The organism is Enterobacter sp. R-1.6.2 (assembly GCF_035064085.1).
Taxonomy (GTDB): domain Bacteria; phylum Pseudomonadota; class Gammaproteobacteria; order Enterobacterales; family Enterobacteriaceae; genus Enterobacter; species Enterobacter asburiae_B.
This window is the reverse complement of the sequence record NZ_JASEYI010000021.1, coordinates 1-20,157: the sequence shown is the minus strand read 5'-3', so window position 1 is coordinate 20,157 and position 20,157 is coordinate 1. Positions and strand designations below refer to the sequence as shown.

Annotated in this window: 22 protein-coding genes; 8 read left to right on the top strand and 14 right to left on the bottom strand. The window is 54.9% G+C overall.

Annotation, left to right across the window (positions count from 1 at the left end):
• Positions 1-35: 35 nt before the first annotated feature.
• From QMN93_RS19800 to QMN93_RS19790, 3 genes are all read right to left on the bottom strand, one after another.
• Positions 36-2,159, bottom strand: coding sequence for an alpha-galactosidase (locus QMN93_RS19800; RefSeq protein WP_193140215.1), 2,124 nt, complete (start codon positions 2,157-2,159; stop codon positions 36-38).
• Between the two features lie 104 nt (positions 2,160-2,263).
• Positions 2,264-3,259, bottom strand: coding sequence for a LacI family DNA-binding transcriptional regulator (locus QMN93_RS19795; protein ID WP_193140217.1), 996 nt, complete (start codon positions 3,257-3,259; stop codon positions 2,264-2,266).
• Positions 3,260-3,276: 17 nt separating this feature from the next.
• Positions 3,277-3,825: a helix-turn-helix domain-containing protein gene (locus QMN93_RS19790; protein ID WP_033146956.1), complete on the bottom strand. Its 549-nt coding sequence runs from the start codon at positions 3,823-3,825 to the stop codon at positions 3,277-3,279.
• Positions 3,826-3,928: 103 nt separating this feature from the next.
• Between QMN93_RS19790 and QMN93_RS19785 the strand changes: the two genes are divergently transcribed.
• Positions 3,929-4,588, top strand: a complete 660-nt coding sequence (locus QMN93_RS19785) for an AzlC family ABC transporter permease (protein WP_193140219.1) — start codon at positions 3,929-3,931, stop codon at positions 4,586-4,588.
• Complete coding sequence (locus QMN93_RS19780) at positions 4,588-4,911, top strand: AzlD domain-containing protein (protein WP_033146957.1); 324 nt, start codon at positions 4,588-4,590, stop codon at positions 4,909-4,911. Before QMN93_RS19785 ends, QMN93_RS19780 begins: the two co-directional genes overlap by 1 nt.
• A gap of 39 nt (positions 4,912-4,950) precedes the next feature.
• On the opposite strand, the gene QMN93_RS19775 is transcribed toward QMN93_RS19780, so the two are convergent.
• Entirely contained in the window at positions 4,951-5,163 is a 213-nt protein-coding gene (locus tag QMN93_RS19775) for a DUF1471 domain-containing protein (RefSeq protein ID WP_033146958.1), read from the bottom strand.
• A gap of 114 nt (positions 5,164-5,277) precedes the next feature.
• Positions 5,278-6,114: a formate dehydrogenase accessory sulfurtransferase FdhD gene (fdhD, locus tag QMN93_RS19770; protein WP_064673053.1), complete on the bottom strand. Its 837-nt coding sequence runs from the start codon at positions 6,112-6,114 to the stop codon at positions 5,278-5,280.
• Positions 6,115-6,487: 373 nt separating this feature from the next.
• On the opposite strand from fdhD, the gene fdnG reads away from it, so the two are divergent.
• The 4 genes from fdnG to fdhE are packed head-to-tail and all read left to right on the top strand — an operon-like array spanning position 6,488 to position 12,011.
• On the top strand, positions 6,488-9,538 hold the full coding sequence (gene fdnG, locus QMN93_RS19765; protein ID WP_087822910.1) for a formate dehydrogenase-N subunit alpha: 3,051 nt from the start codon (positions 6,488-6,490) through the stop codon (positions 9,536-9,538).
• 12 nt (positions 9,539-9,550) lie between these two features.
• A complete protein-coding gene (fdxH, locus tag QMN93_RS19760; RefSeq protein WP_008501831.1) occupies positions 9,551-10,453 on the top strand; it encodes a formate dehydrogenase subunit beta in 903 nt (300 codons plus the stop codon).
• Entirely contained in the window at positions 10,450-11,085 is a 636-nt protein-coding gene (gene fdoI, locus QMN93_RS19755; protein WP_008501832.1) for a formate dehydrogenase cytochrome b556 subunit, read from the top strand. Before fdxH ends, fdoI begins: the two co-directional genes overlap by 4 nt.
• A complete protein-coding gene (gene fdhE, locus QMN93_RS19750; protein ID WP_023309751.1) occupies positions 11,082-12,011 on the top strand; it encodes a formate dehydrogenase accessory protein FdhE in 930 nt (309 codons plus the stop codon). The genes fdoI and fdhE overlap by 4 nt, the downstream gene beginning before the upstream one ends.
• Positions 12,012-12,050: 39 nt before the next feature.
• Here the strand turns inward: fdhE and QMN93_RS19745 are convergent, their stop codons facing one another.
• On the bottom strand, positions 12,051-12,422 hold the full coding sequence (locus QMN93_RS19745) for a type II toxin-antitoxin system VapC family toxin (RefSeq protein WP_083239553.1): 372 nt from the start codon (positions 12,420-12,422) through the stop codon (positions 12,051-12,053).
• A gap of 2 nt (positions 12,423-12,424) precedes the next feature.
• Entirely contained in the window at positions 12,425-12,667 is a 243-nt protein-coding gene (locus tag QMN93_RS19740; RefSeq protein ID WP_023309753.1) for a ribbon-helix-helix protein, CopG family, read from the bottom strand.
• A gap of 199 nt (positions 12,668-12,866) precedes the next feature.
• Here QMN93_RS19740 and QMN93_RS19735 point away from each other — a divergent pair, with 199 nt between their 5' ends.
• Positions 12,867-13,787 (top strand): alpha/beta hydrolase, encoded by a 921-nt coding sequence (locus tag QMN93_RS19735; RefSeq protein ID WP_069303436.1) that lies wholly within the window; start codon positions 12,867-12,869, stop codon positions 13,785-13,787.
• A gap of 8 nt (positions 13,788-13,795) precedes the next feature.
• On the opposite strand, the gene fabY is transcribed toward QMN93_RS19735, so the two are convergent.
• The 7 genes from fabY to QMN93_RS19700 form a co-directional block, all read right to left on the bottom strand.
• On the bottom strand, positions 13,796-14,737 hold the full coding sequence (gene fabY, locus QMN93_RS19730; protein WP_193140221.1) for a fatty acid biosynthesis protein FabY: 942 nt from the start codon (positions 14,735-14,737) through the stop codon (positions 13,796-13,798).
• A gap of 44 nt (positions 14,738-14,781) precedes the next feature.
• The gene (gene dtd / locus QMN93_RS19725; RefSeq protein ID WP_008501836.1) at positions 14,782-15,219 is read right to left on the bottom strand and encodes a D-aminoacyl-tRNA deacylase; all 438 of its coding nucleotides are present in this window, start codon (positions 15,217-15,219) and stop codon (positions 14,782-14,784) included.
• Positions 15,216-16,097: a virulence factor BrkB family protein gene (locus QMN93_RS19720; protein ID WP_323619907.1), complete on the bottom strand. Its 882-nt coding sequence runs from the start codon at positions 16,095-16,097 to the stop codon at positions 15,216-15,218. The genes dtd and QMN93_RS19720 overlap by 4 nt, the downstream gene beginning before the upstream one ends.
• On the bottom strand, positions 16,091-16,690 hold the full coding sequence (gene yihX, locus QMN93_RS19715) for a glucose-1-phosphatase (protein ID WP_064673051.1): 600 nt from the start codon (positions 16,688-16,690) through the stop codon (positions 16,091-16,093). The genes QMN93_RS19720 and yihX overlap by 7 nt, the downstream gene beginning before the upstream one ends.
• 88 nt (positions 16,691-16,778) lie before the next feature.
• The gene (locus QMN93_RS19710; protein WP_033146967.1) at positions 16,779-17,249 is read right to left on the bottom strand and encodes a hypothetical protein; all 471 of its coding nucleotides are present in this window, start codon (positions 17,247-17,249) and stop codon (positions 16,779-16,781) included.
• Positions 17,246-17,989 (bottom strand): transcriptional regulator, encoded by a 744-nt coding sequence (locus QMN93_RS19705; protein ID WP_048981030.1) that lies wholly within the window; start codon positions 17,987-17,989, stop codon positions 17,246-17,248. The genes QMN93_RS19710 and QMN93_RS19705 overlap by 4 nt, the downstream gene beginning before the upstream one ends.
• Positions 17,990-18,009: 20 nt before the next feature.
• A protein-coding gene (locus QMN93_RS19700) for an IS1 family transposase (RefSeq protein WP_226778077.1) occupies positions 18,010-18,707 on the bottom strand; the annotation gives its coding sequence in 2 pieces (ribosomal slippage) (positions 18,010-18,458 and positions 18,458-18,707; 699 coding nt in all).
• 603 nt (positions 18,708-19,310) lie between these two features.
• Between QMN93_RS19700 and QMN93_RS19695 the strand changes: the two genes are divergently transcribed.
• Positions 19,311-19,928 carry a transcriptional regulator gene (locus QMN93_RS19695; protein WP_033146969.1) on the top strand — a complete coding sequence of 206 codons (618 nt, stop codon included), beginning with the start codon at positions 19,311-19,313 and terminating at the stop codon, positions 19,926-19,928.
• Positions 19,929-20,157: the final 229 nt, after the last annotated feature.

Genomic DNA, 20,157 nt, shown 5'->3' with positions numbered 1-20,157 from the left:
CCTCAACGGAGGGCCGGCTGCCCGGCCCGTCACCCTTACACGCGTTCAACGCCAATCAGAATGGCGGTTTCCGGATCCAGAATCGGCAGCGCAATGCCCGCCTGCATCAGCCACTCGCCGCTCACCGTTTGCGGCGTTTCCATCCACGCCGGCAGCTTGCGCATGGTGTGCCCTCCTTCACCCGTAATCTGAATATTCGGGTGATCGAGCAGCGTGACGCGGTACTGCGCGCTGGCCTCCAGCCCCGCCATGCGCAGCGGCATCATCAGGCTGTAGTCCGGCATCGCGAGCTGGCTGACCATAAACAGCCCCTGAGCCTTATCTTCGCTAACAATACCCTGCGCCAGCGTGGTGGCGTCCGGCATATCAATTCGCCACTGGGTGCCGTGATGAATGACATTCCGCCACTGCTTGTGCAGCGCGGCGTAATGGCGATAGCCTTCGCGCTCCCGTGCGTCCACGGTGAGCGGATCCAGCTCCAGCCCCATATGGCCAAACAGAGCCGTCAGCCCGCGAAACTGGATGCTATGCTGGCGGAAGGTGGCGTGGCATTGATGATGACCGATATGCGCACCCATCACCTCCGGCGGGAAGAAGTAGCTCATGCCGCGCTGGATGGTGCTGCGCTCCAGCGCGTCGTTGTTGTCGGACGCCCAGAAGCGGTGGCTGCGGGTCAGTACCTCATAATCAATGCGACCGCCGCCGGAGGAGCAGGATTCAAACTCAATATGCGGGAAGCGCTCGCCCAGCACGTCCAGCAGGCGGTAAAACTGACGGGTCTGAGCGTCGGCGGCGGCTTTACCGTTGTGTCCAGGCTGCACCAGCTCGCGGTTCATGTCCCACTTCACGTAGTCGACCGCATGCTCGCCCAGCAGCCAGCTCATGCGCTCCACCAGGTAATCAAAGGCCTCCGGGATGCTGAGATTGAGCACCAGCTGGTGTCGTCCGGTCGCCCGGGGATAGCCCGGCAGCGCCAGTACCCAGTCAGGATGCGCACGGTACAAATCTGAATCCGGGTTAATCATCTCCGGCTCAACCCAGATGCCAAACTCCATGCCGAGCCGTTTGACGTGGTCGATCACCGGCGTCAGGCCGTTCGGGTATTTTTTCTCGTCCAGATACCAGTCGCCCAGCGCGGCATGGTCGTCATTGCGGCCTTTGAACCAGCCGTCATCGATGATGAAGCGCTCCACGCCCAGCGCGGCAGCCTCGTCGGCCATGCGCTTAATGTAGTCCGGATCGTGGTTGAAGTAGATCCCTTCCCAGGTATTGAGGTGCACCGGGCGCGGTTTGTTTTCCGGGAAGCGGATGACGTTGTTGCGCAGGTAGCGATGAAACGGCTGGCTCATGCCGTTCAGGCCCTGCGTGGAGTAGCTGGCGTACAGGCGCGGCGTCCAGAGCGTATCGCCCTCCTCAACCGCCATTTCACCCGGCAGGTAGAGCGCTTCGGCCTGAAGATAGCGACGACCGTCGGTTTTCGCTTCCGCGCGCAGGCGGTGATTACCGCTCCAGCCCAGATGCACGCCCCAGACGTCGCCCTGCATTTCGCTGAACGACGGCGTACCGGCAATCAGCGCCGGGAAGTGCTCGTGGGAGGTTTTACCCCGACGGTTTTCAATCACGAAGCTGTCGTGTTCAAGCTTTACGCGGTGCGGCTGAAACTCTCTGATCCAGCGTCCGTGGAAGGCCATCACCTCCTGCGCGCGCTCGGCCACCGGCAGCGTGACGGCGAAACGGTCAACCTGCCAGGGGATCGCTTTCAGGTTCGTTAAACCGTGACGAACCACCAGCACGCCGCTGACATCCAGCGCCAGCTCGCTGGTCAGGCGCAAGCCCGCATGCTCATCTTCGGCGGTAATCGTCAGGGTGTTTACGTCCTGATGCACCTGCGTGGTTTTGAACACCGGGGAACCGTCCAGCCCCTGGCGATGACCCTCAATGCCAGGCGAACCAAACAGACCATGCCCCAGCTCGGCCATCAGCGTGACCGGGGAGTCGACGTCAAGCCTGCCGTTGGCAACAGGACGTGCGAGAATAGCAACATCCTGAGGCGAAAAGTGCTGAAGGTGAGGCCCCCAGTAGAGAATTTCGGCGAACGGATGGGTTTTGATCACCACGTCTACCGTCGTGGTTTCGAGTCGTAAAACGGGATCTTGCATCAGACATCTCCTGTCATCGGGATGATCTGAGTGTTGATCCGAAACGTTTCGGATACAAACCAAAACGTTTCGGTTCTGTGATCGGGTTTAAAATTTTGCGGTATTTAGGCCGTCTGGCCCGGAGAGAATTCAGGCTGCCAGAGCACCTGAAGCTGTTCAATATCGTCGCCGCTAATCAGCTGGCGCACCATATTGGCAATCTGTTTCCCGACGCCCTGGCGGGTGGACTGGATCACCGACGCCACCTCAATATCAACGATGCTGTCCTGCGGCAGGCCATCATAGACCACCAGCGAGACGGCGTTGTCGCCGGATAAACGCCCCATCTGCGCCAGCGCCATCGCCGCGCCGTCGCCGTGGGTGTTGCAGTCGGTGATGATGGCCGTTGGCGGCTGCGGCAGGGCAAGCAGTTCTTTCGTGGTGGCATACCCGACGCGGCGCGAAGGCGGCATGGCGCGCAGCCATTCGCTGGAAAGCCCGGCTTCCCGCAGGGCGTCCAGATAACCCTGACGGCGCTGGGTGATAAACGCCTGATTGTTGCTTTCGCCAAGTAGCGCGATACGCTTATGGCCTTTCTCGATCAGCCAGCGGGTCGCCTGCCAGGTACCGGCATAGTTGTCGAAGTCAAACCACGCGTACGGCTGCGGGAGGTGGCTGCGCCCAAGCGCCAGGAAAGGAAAACCGGCGGCCTGAAGCTGAACAAGACGCGGATCGTGGTCCAGCGTGTGCGCCACAATCAGCGCGTCGACGCGTCGGCTTTGCACCATGCGCATATAGCTGTGCTTATCCGCCAGATCGTCGTCGGCGATGAGCAATAAGTCGATCTCATGTCGCGCCAGTTCATGACTAATTTCGCCGACCATGTCCATAAATACGCTGTTATTGAGCGGAACAGGATGTACGGGAAACACCAGCCCGACGGCGTCAATTTTGCCCATCTTCAGGCGGCGGGCGAAGGTGTTCGGTCGGTAACCACGGCGCTGGGCCTCTGCTTCCACGCGTGCGCGCGTCTCGGCGGAGACGTCGTCATATCCGTTGAGGGCGCGGCTGACGGTGGTGACTGACAGCCCCAGTTCTTTGGCAATGGATTTAAGCGACATGAGTTTCCGTATCTCTGTTAGTTTTGTTCCGCCACCAGCAGCGCGTGCGTATCCGGCTCCAGCGCCTTAAAGATATGCGGCAGATCGGCGGGATAACAGATGTAATCTCCCGGGCCGAGCTCTTCCGCCGCGTCGATCAGGCCGACTAACGCGCGCCCCTGCGTCACAATAATATGTTCAACGGACCCCGGCGGATGCGGCTGGGAAATGCGGTCTGCGCCCGGCTGGGTAAGCAGGAGGTATACGTCGCGTCGCGCGCCAGGCGGACATGCCGCCAGCAGTATCGCCTCGTAGTTGGCCTGTCCGGCAACGACCTTCGTACCTTCACCACGACGGATCACCTGAGTGGTAGGCTGCTGTGGTTCAAGCAGGCGGGCAAAAGGAATATCCAGCGCCACGCAAAGCGACCACAGCGTTTCGAGGCTAGGGTTACCGTTGCCTGACTCTAGCTGAGAAAGCGTGGATTTTGCGATCCCGGCACGGCGAGCGATTTCCGCCAGTGAAAGCCCGGTTCGCAGGCGTTCTCGCACCAGGCTTTTGGCGATTACGCTGATTGGCTGCGTCATAAAACGGCCTCTTTGTTCTATAAACCGAACGAATCGTTCATCTTGAAAAACACTTCTGTTGCGTTCATTATAATGGATACCCGTTCGATATGGCTAAAAATGTATGAAGCATCATCTCTCTTGCCTGAAAGGCGACACCATAAAAGCAATCATCCTGGTCTGCCTCGCGGTCGGCGTGGTCGGGATGTCATACGGCTCCCTGGCGATGGCCTACGGTTTCCCGGTCTGGGTACCGTTTGTACTCTCCATCACCGTACTCGCGGGCGCGTCAGAGTTTATGTTTATTGGCATCGTGGCAAGCGGCGGTAACCCGCTGGCGGCCGCAGCCGCGGGGTTGCTGGTCAACGCGCGGCACGTGCCGTTTGGCGTGACGGTGCGTGAGCTGGTCGGCAAACGCGGCCTGAGCCTGCTGGGCTGCCACATCATGAATGACGAAAGCGTGGTGTTTGGCCTGTCGCAAAAAACGCCCGAACAGCGCAAAGCGGCGTACTGGCTATGTGGTTTAGGCGTGGCGATTGTCTGGCCACTGGGGGCCCTGCTGGGCGCTATGGTCGGCAAGCTGCTGCCGGATCCGGAAACCCTCGGGCTGGATGCGGTATTCCCGGCCATATTGCTGGCGCTGGTGGTTCCCGCGTTTAAAAACCGTACCACGCTGATCCGCGCCTGCAGCGGCGCCGCGCTGTCACTGGCCGCCGTGCCGTTTGCCCCGGTGGGATTACCGGTGCTGCTCTCCTTACTGGGTCTCGCTGCGAGGAAAAAATAATGGGAAATATGACGTTTTTTATTCTCGGCATCGCCATTTTGTCTGCGGGAACGTATCTGATGCGTCTTGGCGGGGCGAAACTGGGCAGCAGGCTGGCATTGTCAGAGCGTTCACAGGCGCTGCTGTCAGATGCGGCAACGGTATTGCTGTTTTCCGTGGCGCTGGCGACCACGTTTTATGAAGGTGACCACTTTGCCGGAATGGCGCGCGTGCTGGGCGTGGCGTTTGCGGTATTTCTGGCCTGGCGGAAAATGCCGTTAATTGTGGTGATCGTGGCGGCGGCAGTGGTAACCGCGCTGCTGCGCGTGGCGGGCATAAACTAAAAAAGCGCCCCGGGGGCGCTCTTTCGACGGTGTGACAGCTTATTTAGTCAGTTCAGCAGTCATGTGTACGCGGTTACCTGAGAACGCCTGGGTAATTTTGTAAGATGATGCGCCAGCATCCTGAGCCTGAGCCGCGATTTTAGCTTCTGCGCCATCAATGGTAGAGGCGGTTGCGGTCACGGTCTGTGCAGCGAAAGAACCGAAAGAAGTAGCCAGAGCGATTACAGCGACAAAAGTTTTGATGCTTTTCATGATATAAACCCTTTCATTAAGTTGTTTAGGTAAGGCACCGTGCCTTGATGAGATAAATACTAGACCTCATCTCGAACAACTAAAAGCGGAAGGATTTGCTATTATCATTCAAAATTATTGATTAACTATTAATCGCTGAGGATGGGTATAAATCGTCGCCCTTCCCGGCTTGCAGAAGCCCACCAGCGTCAGGTTGCAGCGCTCCGCCACCTCCACCGCCAGCGTGGTCGCCGCCGACACCGCGAAGAGAATTTCCACACCGCACATCGCCGATTTTTGCACCATCTCATAGCTGGCGCGGCTGGAAACGAGTGCCGCCCCCTGCATCCAGACATCACTTTCACGCGCACGGCGACCGAGCAGCTTGTCCAGCGCCACGTGGCGGCCCACGTCCTCGTGGCCCCCGGCAATATCGCCCGACGGCAACACCCATGCCGCCGCGTGCGTGCAGCCGCTCAGCTGGCCGATGGGCTGTACATCGTTCAGGTGCTCGAGCGCATGGTCGAGGTGAGCCAGATTAAAGATCTGAGTAAACGGCAGTGGCGCAACGGGTTTGCCAATATCATTGAGCTGCTCAACGCCACACACGCCGCAGCCGGTACGCCCGGCCAGCGCGCGGCGGCGCTCTTTCAGCCCCATAAAGCGGCGGCTGGAGAGTTCGATTTGCACTTCAAGGCCGTTGCAAGCCTGCACCACATCCATGCCGTAGATCTCCTGCGGATGGTCAATGATGCCTTCCGAGAGGGAAAAACCGATGGCGAACAGCTCGAGATCTTTCGGCGAAGCCATCATCACCACATGGGAGATACCGTTGTAAACGAGCGCAACGGGCACCTCTTCCGCCAGAAAATCCGGCGTGGCATGGGTAATGTGGGGCGGTCTGTGTACCGACAGTTCCACAATGCCCGCAGGCAGGGGGGACGAGTGGGGAGCACGGTTTTGTTTAGACACAACGGTATTCCTGAACAACCACGGAGGTGAGCCTGCTATTGCATCACAAACAACAGGGCTTACGCATAGTATGGATCAACTTTTCAGCATCAAGTTTACCTACTCACTTGTGAGAGGTACAACAAAACGCATGCTACACCCCTTTAACATGCGGGGTTAATAATGTGATTAATATCACACTTTATAGTCAACAGGGTGATAATACGTTCACTTTGTATTAACGCCATTAGAACAGCTGTACCGACATTGTGGTATTCTGATGATATCCCTCGTGGAATTGAGGGATTAACGCAAATTTTTCTCCTTTGCGGTCAATTCTCAACCGCGAAGTTAAAACTACATATGTAAGCAATGTCGAAACAAGGAGTGACCCATGCAGGTCAGCAGAAGGCAGTTCTTTAAGATCTGCGCTGGCGGTATGGCAGGCACCACGGCAGCGGCACTGGGCTTTGCGCCCGGCGTAGCGCTGGCGGAAACGCGGCAGTATAAACTGCTGCGCACCCGTGAAACCCGTAATACCTGTACGTACTGCTCTGTCGGTTGCGGGCTGTTGATGTATAGCCTCGGCGACGGTGCTAAAAACGCCAAAGCGTCTATTTTCCATATCGAAGGCGACCCGGATCATCCGGTCAACCGCGGCGCATTGTGCCCGAAAGGGGCCGGTCTGGTGGACTTTATCCACTCCGAAAGCCGCCTCAAGTTCCCTGAATATCGCGCGCCTGGCTCCGATAAATGGCAGCAAATCAGCTGGGAAGAGGCGTTCGACCGCATCGCAAAACACATTAAAGAAGACCGCGATGCCAACTTTGTTGAGAAGAACGCCGACGGCGTCACGGTCAACCGCTGGCTCTCCACCGGGATGCTGTGTGCCTCTGCTTCCAGCAACGAAACCGGTTATTTAACCCAGAAATTTACGCGCGCACTCGGTATGCTCGCGGTCGACAACCAGGCGCGTGTCTGACACGGACCAACGGTAGCAAGTCTTGCTCCAACATTTGGTCGCGGTGCGATGACCAACCACTGGGTCGACATCAAGAACGCCAACCTCATTGTGGTGATGGGCGGTAACGCCGCTGAAGCGCACCCTGTCGGGTTCCGCTGGGCGATGGAAGCCAAAATCCACAACGGTGCGAAACTGATTGTGATCGATCCCCGCTTTACGCGTACTGCGTCAGTGGCGGATTTCTACACCCCAATTCGTTCAGGTACTGACATCACTTTCCTGTCAGGCGTATTGCTGTACCTGATGACCAACGAAAAATATAACCGCGAATACACCGAAGCCTATACCAACGCCAGCCTGATCGTGCGTGAGGATTACCACTTCGAAGATGGCCTGTTCAGCGGTTACGACGCCGAAAAACGCAAATACGATAAAACCAGCTGGAACTACGAGCTGGATGAAAAAGGCTTTGCGAAGCGCGACACCACCCTGCAACATCCGCGCTGCGTGTGGAACCTGCTGAAAGAGCACGTTTCCCGCTATACGCCGGAGGTGGTTGAGAATATCTGCGGTACGCCGAAGGCAGATTTCCTGAAGGTGTGCGAGCTTATCGCCGAGACCAGCGCGAAAGATAAAACCGCGTCGTTCCTGTACGCCCTCGGCTGGACGCAGCACTCCATCGGCGCGCAGAACATCCGTACCATGGCGATGGTTCAGCTCCTGCTCGGCAACATGGGGATGGCAGGCGGCGGCGTGAACGCCCTGCGCGGTCACTCCAATATTCAGGGTCTGACCGACCTCGGCCTGCTGTCTCAAAGCCTGCCGGGTTACATGAACCTGCCAAGCGAGAAACAGACCGACCTGCAAACCTACCTGACGGCCAGCACGCCTAAACCGCTGCTCGAAGGCCAGGTAAACTACTGGGGCAACTATCCGAAGTTCTTCGTCTCGATGATGAAAGCCTTCTTCGGCGACAAAGCGACGGCTGAAAACAGCTGGGGCTTTGACTGGCTGCCGAAGTGGGACAAAGGTTACGACGTTCTGCAGTATTTCGAGATGATGCACCAGGGCAAAGTGAACGGCTATCTGTGCCAGGGCTTTAACCCGGTTGCCTCGTTCCCGAACAAGAACAAGGTTGTTGAGTCTCTGTCGAAGCTGAAGTTCCTGGTGACGATTGACCCGCTCAATACCGAGACCTCAACCTTCTGGCAGAACCACGGTGAATCGAACGACGTCGATCCGTCGAAGATTCAGACCGAAGTGTTCCGTCTGCCGTCGACCTGCTTCGCGGAAGAGAACGGTTCTATCGTCAACTCCGGACGCTGGCTGCAGTGGCACTGGAAAGGTGCGGACGCCCCGGGCATCGCCATGAACGACGGCGAGATCCTGGCCGGCATCTTCTTACGCCTGCGTAAGATGTATGCGGAAGAAGGCGGCGCGAACCCTGAGCCGGTGCTGAACATGAGCTGGAACTACTCGACGCCGGAAAACCCTGCGCCGGAAGAAGTGGCGATGGAGAGCAACGGTAAGGCGCTGGCGGACGTTATCGACCCGGCCACCGGTACCGTGCTGGCGAAGAAAGGCGATCAGCTCAGCACCTTCGCGCACCTGCGCGATGACGGTACCACGTCAAGCGGCTGCTGGATCTTCGCCGGTAGCTGGACGCCGAAGGGCAACCAGATGGCCAACCGCGATAACGCCGACCCGTCAGGCCTGGGCAATACGCTGGGCTGGGCATGGGCATGGCCGCTCAACCGCCGTATCCTCTATAACCGCGCATCCGCTGACCCGCAGGGCAACCCGTGGGATCCGAAGCGTCAGCTTCTGAAGTGGGACGGCGCGAAATGGGGCGGCGTTGATATTCCGGACTACAGCACTGCCGCACCGGGCAGCGACGTTGGGCCGTTTATCATGCAGCCTGAAGGGATGGGACGTCTGTTTGCTATCGATAAGATGGCGGAAGGTCCGTTCCCGGAACACTACGAGCCGTTTGAGACGCCGCTGGGTACCAACCCGCTGCACCCGAACGTGGTCTCTAACCCGGCAGCCCGTATCTTCAAGGGCGATTTCGAAGCGCTGGGTAAAAAGGACAAGTTCCCGTACGTGGGCACCACCTACCGTCTGACCGAGCACTTCCACTACTGGACCAAGCACGCGCTGCTTAACGCCATCGCGCAGCCGGAACAGTTTGTGGAGATCGGCGAGAAGCTGGCGGGCAAGCTCGGCATTGCCCATGGCGATACCGTGAAGGTCTCCTCTAACCGCGGCTATATCAAGGCCAAGGCGGTGGTGACCAAGCGTATCCGCACGCTGAACGTTCACGGTCAGCAGGTGGATACCATCGGTATTCCGATCCACTGGGGCTATGAGGGCGTGGCGAAGAAAGGGTTCATTGCGAACACCCTGACGCCGTTCGTCGGCGATGCGAACACGCAGACGCCGGAGTTTAAGGCCTTCCTCGTGAACGTGGAAAAGGTGTAACGGAGACGACTTATGGCTTATCAATCTCAAGACATTATCCGTCGTTCCGCGACTAACGGTTTCACGCCCGCGCCTCAGGCGCGGGACCACCAGCAGGAAGTGGCGAAGCTTATCGACGTGACCACCTGTATCGGCTGTAAAGCCTGTCAGGTGGCGTGCTCGGAGTGGAACGATCTGCGTGACGAAGTGGGTCACAACGTCGGGGTGTACGACAACCCGGCGGACCTGACCGCCAAGTCCTGGACGGTGATGCGTTTCTCGGAAGTTGAGCAGAACGACAAACTGGAATGGCTTATCCGCAAAGACGGCTGTATGCACTGTGCGGATCCGGGCTGCCTGAAGGCATGTCCGTCAGAAGGGGCTATCATTCAGTATGCCAACGGTATCGTCGACTTCCAGTCCGAACAGTGCATCGGCTGCGGCTACTGCATCGCGGGCTGCCCGTTCGACGTACCGCGCCTGAACCCGGAAGACAACCGCGTCTACAAATGCACGCTGTGCGTTGACCGCGTCACCGTCGGCCAGGAGCCAGCGTGCGTGAAGACCTGCCCAACCGGCGCAATCCACTTTGGCTCCAAAGAGGATATGAAAACGCTGGCGGCAGAGCGCGTGGGCGAGCTGAAAACCCGCGGTTACGACAACGCGGGCCTGTACGATCCGGCCGGAGTTGGCGGTACGCACGTGATGTACGTGTTGCACCACGCCGACAAGCCGAACCTGTATCACGGCCTGCCGGAGAACCCGGAAATCAGCGCCACCGTGAAGTTCTGGAAAGGCATCTGGAAACCGCTGGCAGCGGTCGGTTTTGCTGCCACCTTCGCAGCGAGCATCTTCCACTACGTCGGCGTTGGTCCGAACCGCGCGGAAGAGGAAGACGACAACCTGCATGAAGAGAAAGACGAGGTGCGCAAATGAGAAAACGTGACACCATCGTGCGCTACACCGCGCCGGAACGCATCAACCACTGGGTCACCGCCTTCTGCTTCATGCTGGCGGCGATAAGCGGACTGGGGTTCTTCTTCCCGTCCTTCAACTGGCTGATGCAGATCATGGGGACACCACAGCTGGCGCGTATTCTGCACCCGTTTGTGGGCGTCATCATGTTCGCGTCGTTTATCATCATGTTTTTCCGCTACTGGCATCATAACCTAATCAATCGGGATGATATCTTTTGGGCGAAGAATATTCGTAAGATCGTCGTCAACGAGGAAGTGGGTGATACCGGGCGTTATAACTTCGGCCAGAAATGCGTATTCTGGGCGGCGATTATCTTCCTGGTCCTGTTGCTGGTGAGCGGCGTGATCATCTGGCGTCCGTACTTTGCGCCTGCTTTCTCAATCCCGGTGATCCGATTCGCGCTGATGCTGCATTCATTTGCCGCAGTGGCGTTAATTGTGGTTATCATGGTGCATATCTACGCCGCCCTCTGGGTGAAAGGCACCATTACCGCGATGGTGGAAGGATGGGTAACCAGTACGTGGGCGAAGAAACATCACCCGCGCTGGTACCGTGAAGTCCGCCAGAAACAGGAAAAGTCATCTGAATGAGTATTCGCATAATCCCGCAAGATGAGCTGGGGTCGAGCGAGAAACGCACGGCGGATTATATTCCGCCGTTGTTATTCCCCAGACTCAAGAACCTCTACAACCGCCGCGCAGAGCGTCTGCGCGAGCTGGCAGAGAACAACCCGCTGGGTGATTTTCTGCGCTTTGCCGCGCTGGTTGCCCACGCGCAGGAAGTGGTGCTGTACGACCACCCGCTGCAAATGGATCTGACTGCGCGCATCAAAGAAGCCAACGCGCAGGGCAAGCCGCCGCTGGACATTCACGTCCTGCCGCGCGACAAGCACTGGCAAAAGCTGCTGCATTCTCTGATTGCCGAGCTGAAGCCGGAGATGAGCGGCACCGCGCTGGCGGTCATTGAGAATCTGGAAAAAGCCTCTGACCTGGAGCTGGAAGAGATGGCGAGCGCGCTGTTTGCCTCCGACTTCGCTCTGGTGAGCAGCGATAAAGCGCCGTTTATCTGGGCTGCGCTGTCGCTCTACTGGGCGCAAATGGCAAGCCTGATCCCCGGTAAAGCCCGCGCCGAATACGGCGAGGCGCGCCAGTTCTGCCCAGTCTGCGGCTCCATGCCGGTATCGAGCATGGTGCAAATCGGCACCACTCAGGGGCTGCGCTACCTGCACTGCAACCTGTGCGAAACCGAGTGGCACGTGGTGCGCATCAAGTGCAGCAATTGCGAGCAGACCCGCGATCTGAACTACTGGTCGCTGGAAAATGAAGAAGCGGCGGTGAAAGCCGAAAGCTGCGGCGACTGCGGCACTTACCTGAAGATTCTTTATCAGGAAAAAGACCCGAAAGTCGAAGCCGTGGCCGACGATCTCGCCTCGCTGATTCTGGATGCGAAGATGGAGCAGGAGGGCTTTGCCCGCAGCTCGATCAACCCGTTCCTGTTCCCGGGCGAAGGGGAGTAATTCCCTCTGACAGTGCCGGGCGGCGTAAGCTTGCCCGGCCTACAGTTGGTAAGGTGAAACGACTCCAGTAATGCCCGAAAAGTCTTTCGTGTTTCGAGAAATCAACGGACAATTTCTGCTCTGAGCTGTGGCCAGAATGATAGCATCAGGCAGTCTCATTCCATGCTTCTCGCGCAGAATTACACTTCTTTCAGCGATATCTCGGGTGATATCAATAATCTCAAATACGCCCATCACTGTCGCAGTTTTCGCTTCGTGACCATGTTTGCGGGCCCCCACCATGACTTCCATCCATGTGATCAGACTAATGGCTCGATGCGAAGCTGTGCGATCAATTGCATCCGCAGCCTCAACGCGATTATTAAAAAGATCGATGAGTATATTGGTATCGAACACCGCCATGTGCTCCATGATTACCACTCCTCACGCAGCTTGCGTTCATACTCAAGCCCATCTTCCTGCTGATTTCCCCACAAACCAAGCGCATCGCGGATAACCGATGAACTTTGCTGGTCAAGATATTGCTCAATGGCTTCCCGAAGCAATTCGGCACGAGGCCGGTTACGCAGCTGCTTCAGATTATCCAGTCGTTGAATTACGTCATCAGACAAATCGATCAGAATTCTGCCCATATCAAGATCCGCGGAAAGACTCATATATCACCTTAGTATATCACTATTGTCTATTTTCAAGGCAACATACGCTTTCATTCAGAAGGGTTAAAGCCCGTAGCTATAGTTTTCCTGCTATTTGCGAAGCGCTTTCCAGATTTTTAGTCCTCGACAATTTTCTTATTTTCTTTTGAATCAAACCAGGTTATAAAACTGTATATCCATACAGTTAAAGGGAGTTTTCATGGCACTGGAACAGGGTATTGCGCAGCTGGTTCAGGGATTTATCGCTGCAGGCCGGCCTTCGTCACGTCGACAGACCATTGAGGTACGACGAGCAGGGTACATTGCCAGCACGGGGCTTGCCGGGAAGACAGAAACGCGCGTTCAGGTAGAAGCGCTAGTGCTTGAGGGCCTTACCATTCGGGTATTTTCACCTCTTAATGCCCCTGAAATATTGCCTGCTGCCATCTACTATCACGGCGGATGCTTTATCAGCGGCGGCTTTGATACCCATGACAACCAACTCCGTCAGTTAGCCTGCTACGGCAATTGCCGGGTGATCGCGGTTCAGTACAGGTTGGCGCCGGAGCATACCTTCCCTACCGCACATGACGATGCTGAAAGAGGTGCAGATCTGGTCTGGAAGTATGCGGACAAATTAGGCGTGGATAAGAACAGGCTCACCCTCTGTGGAGACAGCGCAGGAGGGCATCTGGCGCTGGTGACGGCGCTGAGGCTTAAGGTTAAAAAGCTGTGGCAACCTGTGCAGCTTATTCTTATCTATCCCATGCTCGACGCCACCGCCAGTTTTGAAAGCTATGCTCTCAATGGCACGGATTATATTATCACCCGCGATACCCTGCTCAGCGGGTATGAAATGTATCTCGCAGAGACTGACCGCCAGCATCCGGAAGCCAGCCCGCTGTGGCGCGATGATTTTTACGGGCTTCCGCCAGTGCATATCATTACCGCAGAGTACGATCCCCTGTGCGATGAGGGAGAAATGTTGTATCAGCATCTGACTGAGCAGGGTGTGAAGTGTACCGCTCAGCGCTGGCTGGGCGTCATCCATGGCTTCTTTCAGCTTGGCGGCGTCAGCCAGTCAGCGCGAGACGTTATGCGGGATATCGCCGGGCGGATTAACCACGCCCGAGGAGAGTGAACGGAAGATTACTCCTCCTCGTTCCCACCCTCTTCATACGCGCCGAAGGGCTTCGCTGGAAGAACAATGTAGGTGCCTTCAAACACCGCACCCGGTGTTTTATCGCCAAACAGTTCAACCTGCATTTGTACGCGGGCTTTGCGGCCGCGCGCCAGGCGGTCCAGATCGCCGCCCAGTGACCCCAGATCGGCCACGGCGCTCGGCTTGCCGCTTATCGGTGCGCTATAGCGAATGTGAGCATCAGCAAGAATGATGGTGCCGCCCAGATGGCGCTCGCGAAGCATCAGCCAGATGAGCCCCCAGCCGGTGAGCGTCGCGAGGGAAAACAGACTTCCGGCAAACAGAGTGTGGTGCGGGTTTTGATTGCCGGTTTCCGGCATGGTGGTAATAAATTTTTGTCCGGTGTACTGCTGAATGCGCACACCCATTTTTTCGCTGAGCGGAATGTGCTGATACCAGGCCTGCTGCAGCTGTCCACACCAGTCGGCGCGATGAAGAATATCATCCAGCGTGGCGATGGGTTTGATCATCAAAAAATGACGAATCGGCGTGGTTTGAGGGGTCGTGATTTCCCCCTGATTCACAAAGCCGAGCTTGGCGAAAAAATCTACGGCATCTTCGCGGGCGCTACAGGTGACGCGCTTAACGCCTTCCTGACGGGCGACGGACTCAAGGGTCATCGCCATTAGCGTTCCCAGACCTTTGTCCTGAACGGAGGGATGAACCGCCATAAAGCGAATCGACGCTTCGTTATCGGCGTTGATATACAAGCGCCCGACGGCGACGAGGTTACCCTCTTCGTCCATCACCATCTGATGGTGGGCCATCGCATCCCAGGCGTCGCGTTCAGATCCTTTTGGCTGATGCAGTGGCTTGCGCAGCATTTCCCAGCGGAACTGGTAATAAGCGTCTAACTCTTCTTTCGTTTGCGGTACTCGAAGGTGATACATAGCTGTACTCTCTCTTGTTACCCGCGGCCACGCCGCCAGTTGGCTCATACCTGGAGCCAGAATGTGACGGGGCCATCGTTCACCAGCGAAACCTGCATATCTGCAGCGAATCGTCCAGTTTGCGTATTCATTTCCTGCTGGCGACAACGCTCAACAAAGTACTCGTAAAGTGCTTCTGCACGATCCGGCGCGGCACCTTTGGAGAAGCTCGGGCGCATGCCGCGCTCGGTATCCGCAGCCAGCGTAAACTGGGAAACCACCAGCACGCTGCCGCCCGCCTGCTGGACGTTCAGGTTCATCTTGCCTTCCGCATCGCTGAAAATACGGTAGCCCAGCACGCGCTCACACAAGCGGTTGGCTTTTTGTTCGTCGTCATCCTTTTCGACACCTAACAACACCAAAAGTCCTGGGCCAATTTCACCCGTCACCTCTCCCTCCACGGTGACGCTGGCACGGGTTACGCGCTGTATCAATGCAATCATGGTTGGTCTGCTTCTAATTGTTTTTCAGCTTCTGCTGCTTTTTTAAGTTCGCGGTACACACCGAGAGTGACAGTTATTTCGGCACCAAGCAAGACGATACACCAGGTCCAGTAGACCCAGACAAACAAAATGGGGATCACCGCCAGCACGCCGTAAATCAGCTGATAGGACGGAAACATGGTGATGTAGAGGGCAAACCCTTTTTTACCGAGCTCAAAAAGCAACGCCGCCACCAGCGCTCCCACAACCGCATCGCGGTTAGGCACGCGCGTGGTCGGCACGACGCTGTAGAGCAGCCAGAACGAGAGCCACGACAGGATCAGCGGGAAGATGCGAAGCGCATTATCAATTACGCCGTTTAAATCACTCGTCCAGCGCAAGGAGAGAAGATACGAACTGATCGCCAGGCTCGCCCCGGCCAGCAGCGGCCCCAGCGTGAGAATCATCCAGTACACGGCAAAGGAATAGACCTTTGGCCGCGCTTTTTTACTTCGCCAGATTGTATTCAGCGCATTATCAATGGCGTACATCAACAGCAGCGCGGTAACGATAAGACCGCACGCCCCCACTGCCGTCATCTTGCTGGAGTTGGCAACAAACTGCTCAATGTAGTTCTGGATGACATCCCCGGTTGCAGGGATGAAATTCGCGAAGACAAAATGACGAAGCTGCAGGCTGACGTCCGCAAACATCGGAAAGGCGGAAAACAGGGCAAAGATGACCGCCACAAGCGGCACTAATGAGAGCAACGACACGTAGGCGAGGTTACCCGCCAGCGTGGTCATGTTGTCCTCGTCAATACGGTGCCAGAGCAGTTTCAGCCAGGCCCTCAGGGGGCGAGTATGATGCGTGGCTTTTTGATGAACGGTTTTTAGCATAGCTGCTTCGCAAAGTAGTTTGGTATCGTCTCTTTTCCGGTCACCAGAATTGACGTTATACCCAACTGGTTAGCTCCCTCTATATTATCGGCGTTGTCGTCAAAAAAGACCGCATCGGCCGCGGTGAATCCTTCCGACTGGAGAACAGCCTGATAAATGCGTGCTTCAGGTTTACGCATGCCCATCTCCTGCGAGAGATAGATCTTATCGGCCGCCGCCTTAACTTCAGGATATTCCTCAGGCCAGAACGTGGTGTGCAGACGGTTGGTATTGGACAGCACAACGACCCGATGGCCCTGCTCGCGGAGCTTGTGCATGATGTCGATCGCTTCAGGCCGGATGGCGACAAATACTGCCTGCCAGCCGTGAGAAAACTGCTCGTAGCTTAACGGTAGGTCCATCTCCTGGCAGAAACGTTCAGCAAATTCTTCATCGTCGATCTCGCCGCGTTCATGCTGATGGAAGGTCTCGCCAATCGCGAAATTCTGCTTCAGTGTCGCCAGCGGAACGCGGCTAAAGTCGCTCCATGCACCCAGCACGCGATTAAAATCGATATCGACGATTACGTTTCCTAAATCAAAGATATAAAGCATGTTTATCTCCTGCTCGCCGTGGAGAGATAACTGTAGCGGGAATAAAGAGATTTGACTATGCGTGCAGTCTAAGGTGTGCGATCGATTTCTACGGCGCGCTTTTACGACAGTAAAGTGAAGGGACGTTTGACGCGGCAAAAAGCCAGGCCCCCCGATACTCATCGATCATCAGGCTCAGCTCTCTTCCCGGCGTGCGATAAAAACCCGGCAGCGTGGCGTTGATATCAGCCTCATCCGCATTATCGGCGAAGGTTTTAACAATACGATCGTTATTTAATACGCGCGCGTTCTGATGATAGCTGTAGTGAAAATAGATGGTCCGGTTAACTTCAGAAACCGTCTGACCAAATAATTTACCGTTAATGACGGTGGATCCCTCCCGATGCTGCATCCGCCAGGAGACCGTACCCACAAATCGGTTTTTACCAATCGTCCATTCCACATCCCCCGTACAGCGTATCGGCGAACTCGAGAAATGCGAATACGCTAACCAGCCGCTGGTGATAGCGGCCCCCAGAAACGCCGCCAGAAAAATAATACGGTTCCGGAATGTCTTCATTGCTCATGCGCCCAAAAATAATGCGTGGTACATAATGCTGCCGCATCCCGTCGCGCATCGTTATTACAGACAAACGCCGCGATTCGCTCCGTTTTACTATAGCCGATCAGAAAAACGTATCTTTTTTCGGCGCACAGACCGGGATGATTTTTTAACAGGCGCAAGTAATGATCCTGAACAGGTTCATTAGGTGCATAAAAAAGCTGGCAGGCGTTGTTCGTACTGCCCGTTGAAAGTGGCATGTAGTGGCTAAACGGCATGTTCTGGTAATGCTTATATAATATCCCCCCGTTGATAAGCGCGATCAGCAAAAGCACAGCGGTGGTTATTATCAACCAGACCGGCATCTGCATCGCGGTATCATCAGCTATTTCCGCCTCGTTATTAACCATCACGGGCTCAGCGGTTGGGGTAAATACTTCAACCTGGGTGGCTTCGGAAAGCGTAAGCCCGCGGCGAGAAATCGTTTTTACCGTATCGCGCGGCAACCCCACCTCAGCAAGCGCATTGCGTAATGTCAAAATGGCCTGGTAAAAGGTATTCGGTGTTGTGACGTCATTGCGCTCCCCCCATCCCACCACCATTAACTTATTTTGCGAAATTATTTTTCCAGGATGGGTGATGAGATAAAGAAAACAGAGATTGGCAGGAAGCTGCAATTGTATCGTTCGCCCGGTAATATGATTTACCAGGGTTTTGTTTTCTGGGTCATACTCGACCAACTTGTTAATGAGATACAATTTTCGGTAATGACTCCAACTTACTGATAGTGTTTTATGTTCAGATAATGCCCGATGACTTTGTCATGCAGCTCCACCGATTTTGAGAACGACAGTGACTTCCTGCCCAGCCTTGCCAGATGCTGCCTCAGATTCAGGTTATGCCGCTCAATGCGCTGCGTATATCGCTTGCTGATAACGTGCAGTTCTCCCTTCAGGCGTGATTCATACAGCGGCCAGCCATCCGTCATCCATACCACGACCTCAAAGGCCGACAGCAGGCTCAGAAGACGCTCCAGCGTGGCCAACGTGCGTTCACCGAATACGTGCGCCACAACCGTCCTCCGTATCCTGTCATACGCGTAAAACAACCAGCGCTGGCGTGATTTAGCGCCGACGTAACCCCACTGTTCGTCCATTTCCGCGCAAACAATGACGTCACTGCCCGGTTGTATGCGTGAGTTTACCGACTGCGGCCTGAGTTTTTTAAGTGTCGTAAAATCGTGTTGAGGCCAACGCCCATAATGCGTGCACTGGCGCGACATCCGACGCCATTCATGGCCATATCAATAATTTTCTGGTGTGTACCGGGCTGAGAGGCGGTGTAAGTGAACTGTAGCTGCCATGTTTGACGGCAGTGAGAGCAGAGATAGCGCTGATGTCCGGCAGAACTTTTACCGTTACGCACCACGCCTTCAGTAGCTGAGCAGGAGGGACAACTGATGGAGATGGAAGCCACGGGAGCACCTCAAAAACACCATCATACACTAAATCAGTAAGTTGGCACCATTACCCAATTTTCCTTTCCTCAGAAATAACAATACATAACTCTATACACCAAAAACATATACGTATATTTAACAACAGTATAGGTCAGATGGATTAGGACGCGATACCGCCCCATCTAAGATTAAAAACAACATATTATTTTTCAATTAGTTACAAGGCAATTTTCTTAGGTTTACCTCATCTAAAACGACATAATGAGATTTCATTACACTTCGCCAGCCCAAATAATTATATTGAGCCGCAACCAGAGAAAAGACTGACGTTGCGGCAGACTGAGGAAACGAATCTTTAGCTATTAGTGCTATTTCGTGTACCTCCTTCCTGGATTTTTTTTGCCGAATAATCTTAAAGGAGTGACAAATATTCCTGGAGCACTTCTGCCAGGTGATATTTTTTCGCTATGACGACGGACTGACTGAATAGATAAGCCCAGGAATTTATTTCCCTGATACTCTTTTTCATAAACAAGACAGGATAACTGGATATGTTTCAAGATTGACACATTTGAACGGCAATGAAATATTGACAATGAAAAAAGACAGGAGTGGACTGGATGATAACATCGTCGAAAACAGTTGCCCGCTGTATAAGCTGTGAATTGTCCTGTCAGTTATTTCCAGATAACGCAGTACGATCACAATATTGTGGTAATGCCTCGTTCGCAGTTTGGCCGGTTGGGAATCATTTCCTGCAGATTGCAGTTGTAAATAAAATATTACGCAGGAACAAGAATCACCTGTCACGAGGGTTTATTTTTGTAGACTTTTCGATGTACAACCTGCGCGTACTGGCCGATCCGCAATGGATTGAACGCCTGGCGATAACTAACATGAACATCGTTATAATCTCGGACCGTAAACTAGAGGCATTGGCTAATTACTTACTCACTCACCACAGTGAAATAAAGGGAGTTATTTATTCAGACGATAATGACGTTATATTGCAGGATAAAATCAACCACCTTTTCTCCGGAAGACGGGTAAATAGCAGACGTGGAAGTAAGTTGAATGCTGTCGAATTTACTTTGCTTAACAGGTTTTTATCAGGAGCATGCCTCCAGGAGATTATAAAAACAGACAGCATTGATGTTAAAAAAATTTATGTTCATAAAATACGACTTGAGAGGAAGTTAGGTACCAGCATTCATAAAATTCTCGTTTCTATTTTGTAATTTCAACCTCTTAGCATACCCACAATTAATCGCGTGGAGGATGTTCTACGCCTGAAAGAAAGGGGGCAGTCATGCCATATTTAATGAAACACTCACCTGTCGCAGTTGCGATTTCACTGGCGTTATCGTCAGCGTTATTTACCGCGAATGCAGGTAATGGTGCCAACTTACTGATTTAGTGTATGATGGTGTTTTTGAGGTGCTCCAGTGGCTTCTGTTTCTATCAGCT

Bases quoted from the DNA above. Each gene is read 5' to 3' on its own strand.
- fdhE (WP_023309751.1), top strand. From the start codon at position 11,082: ATGAGTATTCGCATAATCCCGCAAGATGAGCTGGGGTCGAGCGAGAAA.
- QMN93_RS19780 (WP_033146957.1), top strand. From the start codon at position 4,588: ATGGGAAATATGACGTTTTTTATTCTCGGCATCGCCATTTTGTCTGCG.
- dtd (WP_008501836.1), bottom strand. From the start codon at position 15,219: ATGATTGCATTGATACAGCGCGTAACCCGTGCCAGCGTCACCGTGGAG.
- QMN93_RS19775 (WP_033146958.1), bottom strand. From the start codon at position 5,163: ATGAAAAGCATCAAAACTTTTGTCGCTGTAATCGCTCTGGCTACTTCT.
- QMN93_RS19800 (WP_193140215.1), bottom strand. From the start codon at position 2,159: ATGCAAGATCCCGTTTTACGACTCGAAACCACGACGGTAGACGTGGTG.
- fdoI (WP_008501832.1), top strand. From the start codon at position 10,450: ATGAGAAAACGTGACACCATCGTGCGCTACACCGCGCCGGAACGCATC.
- fdxH (WP_008501831.1), top strand. From the start codon at position 9,551: ATGGCTTATCAATCTCAAGACATTATCCGTCGTTCCGCGACTAACGGT.
- QMN93_RS19720 (WP_323619907.1), bottom strand. From the start codon at position 16,097: ATGCTAAAAACCGTTCATCAAAAAGCCACGCATCATACTCGCCCCCTG.
- QMN93_RS19735 (WP_069303436.1), top strand. From the start codon at position 12,867: ATGGCACTGGAACAGGGTATTGCGCAGCTGGTTCAGGGATTTATCGCT.
- QMN93_RS19695 (WP_033146969.1), top strand. From the start codon at position 19,311: ATGATAACATCGTCGAAAACAGTTGCCCGCTGTATAAGCTGTGAATTG.
- fabY (WP_193140221.1), bottom strand. From the start codon at position 14,737: ATGTATCACCTTCGAGTACCGCAAACGAAAGAAGAGTTAGACGCTTAT.
- QMN93_RS19790 (WP_033146956.1), bottom strand. From the start codon at position 3,825: ATGACGCAGCCAATCAGCGTAATCGCCAAAAGCCTGGTGCGAGAACGC.
- yihX (WP_064673051.1), bottom strand. From the start codon at position 16,690: ATGCTTTATATCTTTGATTTAGGAAACGTAATCGTCGATATCGATTTT.
- QMN93_RS19740 (WP_023309753.1), bottom strand. From the start codon at position 12,667: ATGAGTCTTTCCGCGGATCTTGATATGGGCAGAATTCTGATCGATTTG.
- QMN93_RS19795 (WP_193140217.1), bottom strand. From the start codon at position 3,259: ATGTCGCTTAAATCCATTGCCAAAGAACTGGGGCTGTCAGTCACCACC.
- QMN93_RS19710 (WP_033146967.1), bottom strand. From the start codon at position 17,249: ATGAAGACATTCCGGAACCGTATTATTTTTCTGGCGGCGTTTCTGGGG.
- QMN93_RS19745 (WP_083239553.1), bottom strand. From the start codon at position 12,422: ATGGAGCACATGGCGGTGTTCGATACCAATATACTCATCGATCTTTTT.
- QMN93_RS19785 (WP_193140219.1), top strand. From the start codon at position 3,929: ATGAAGCATCATCTCTCTTGCCTGAAAGGCGACACCATAAAAGCAATC.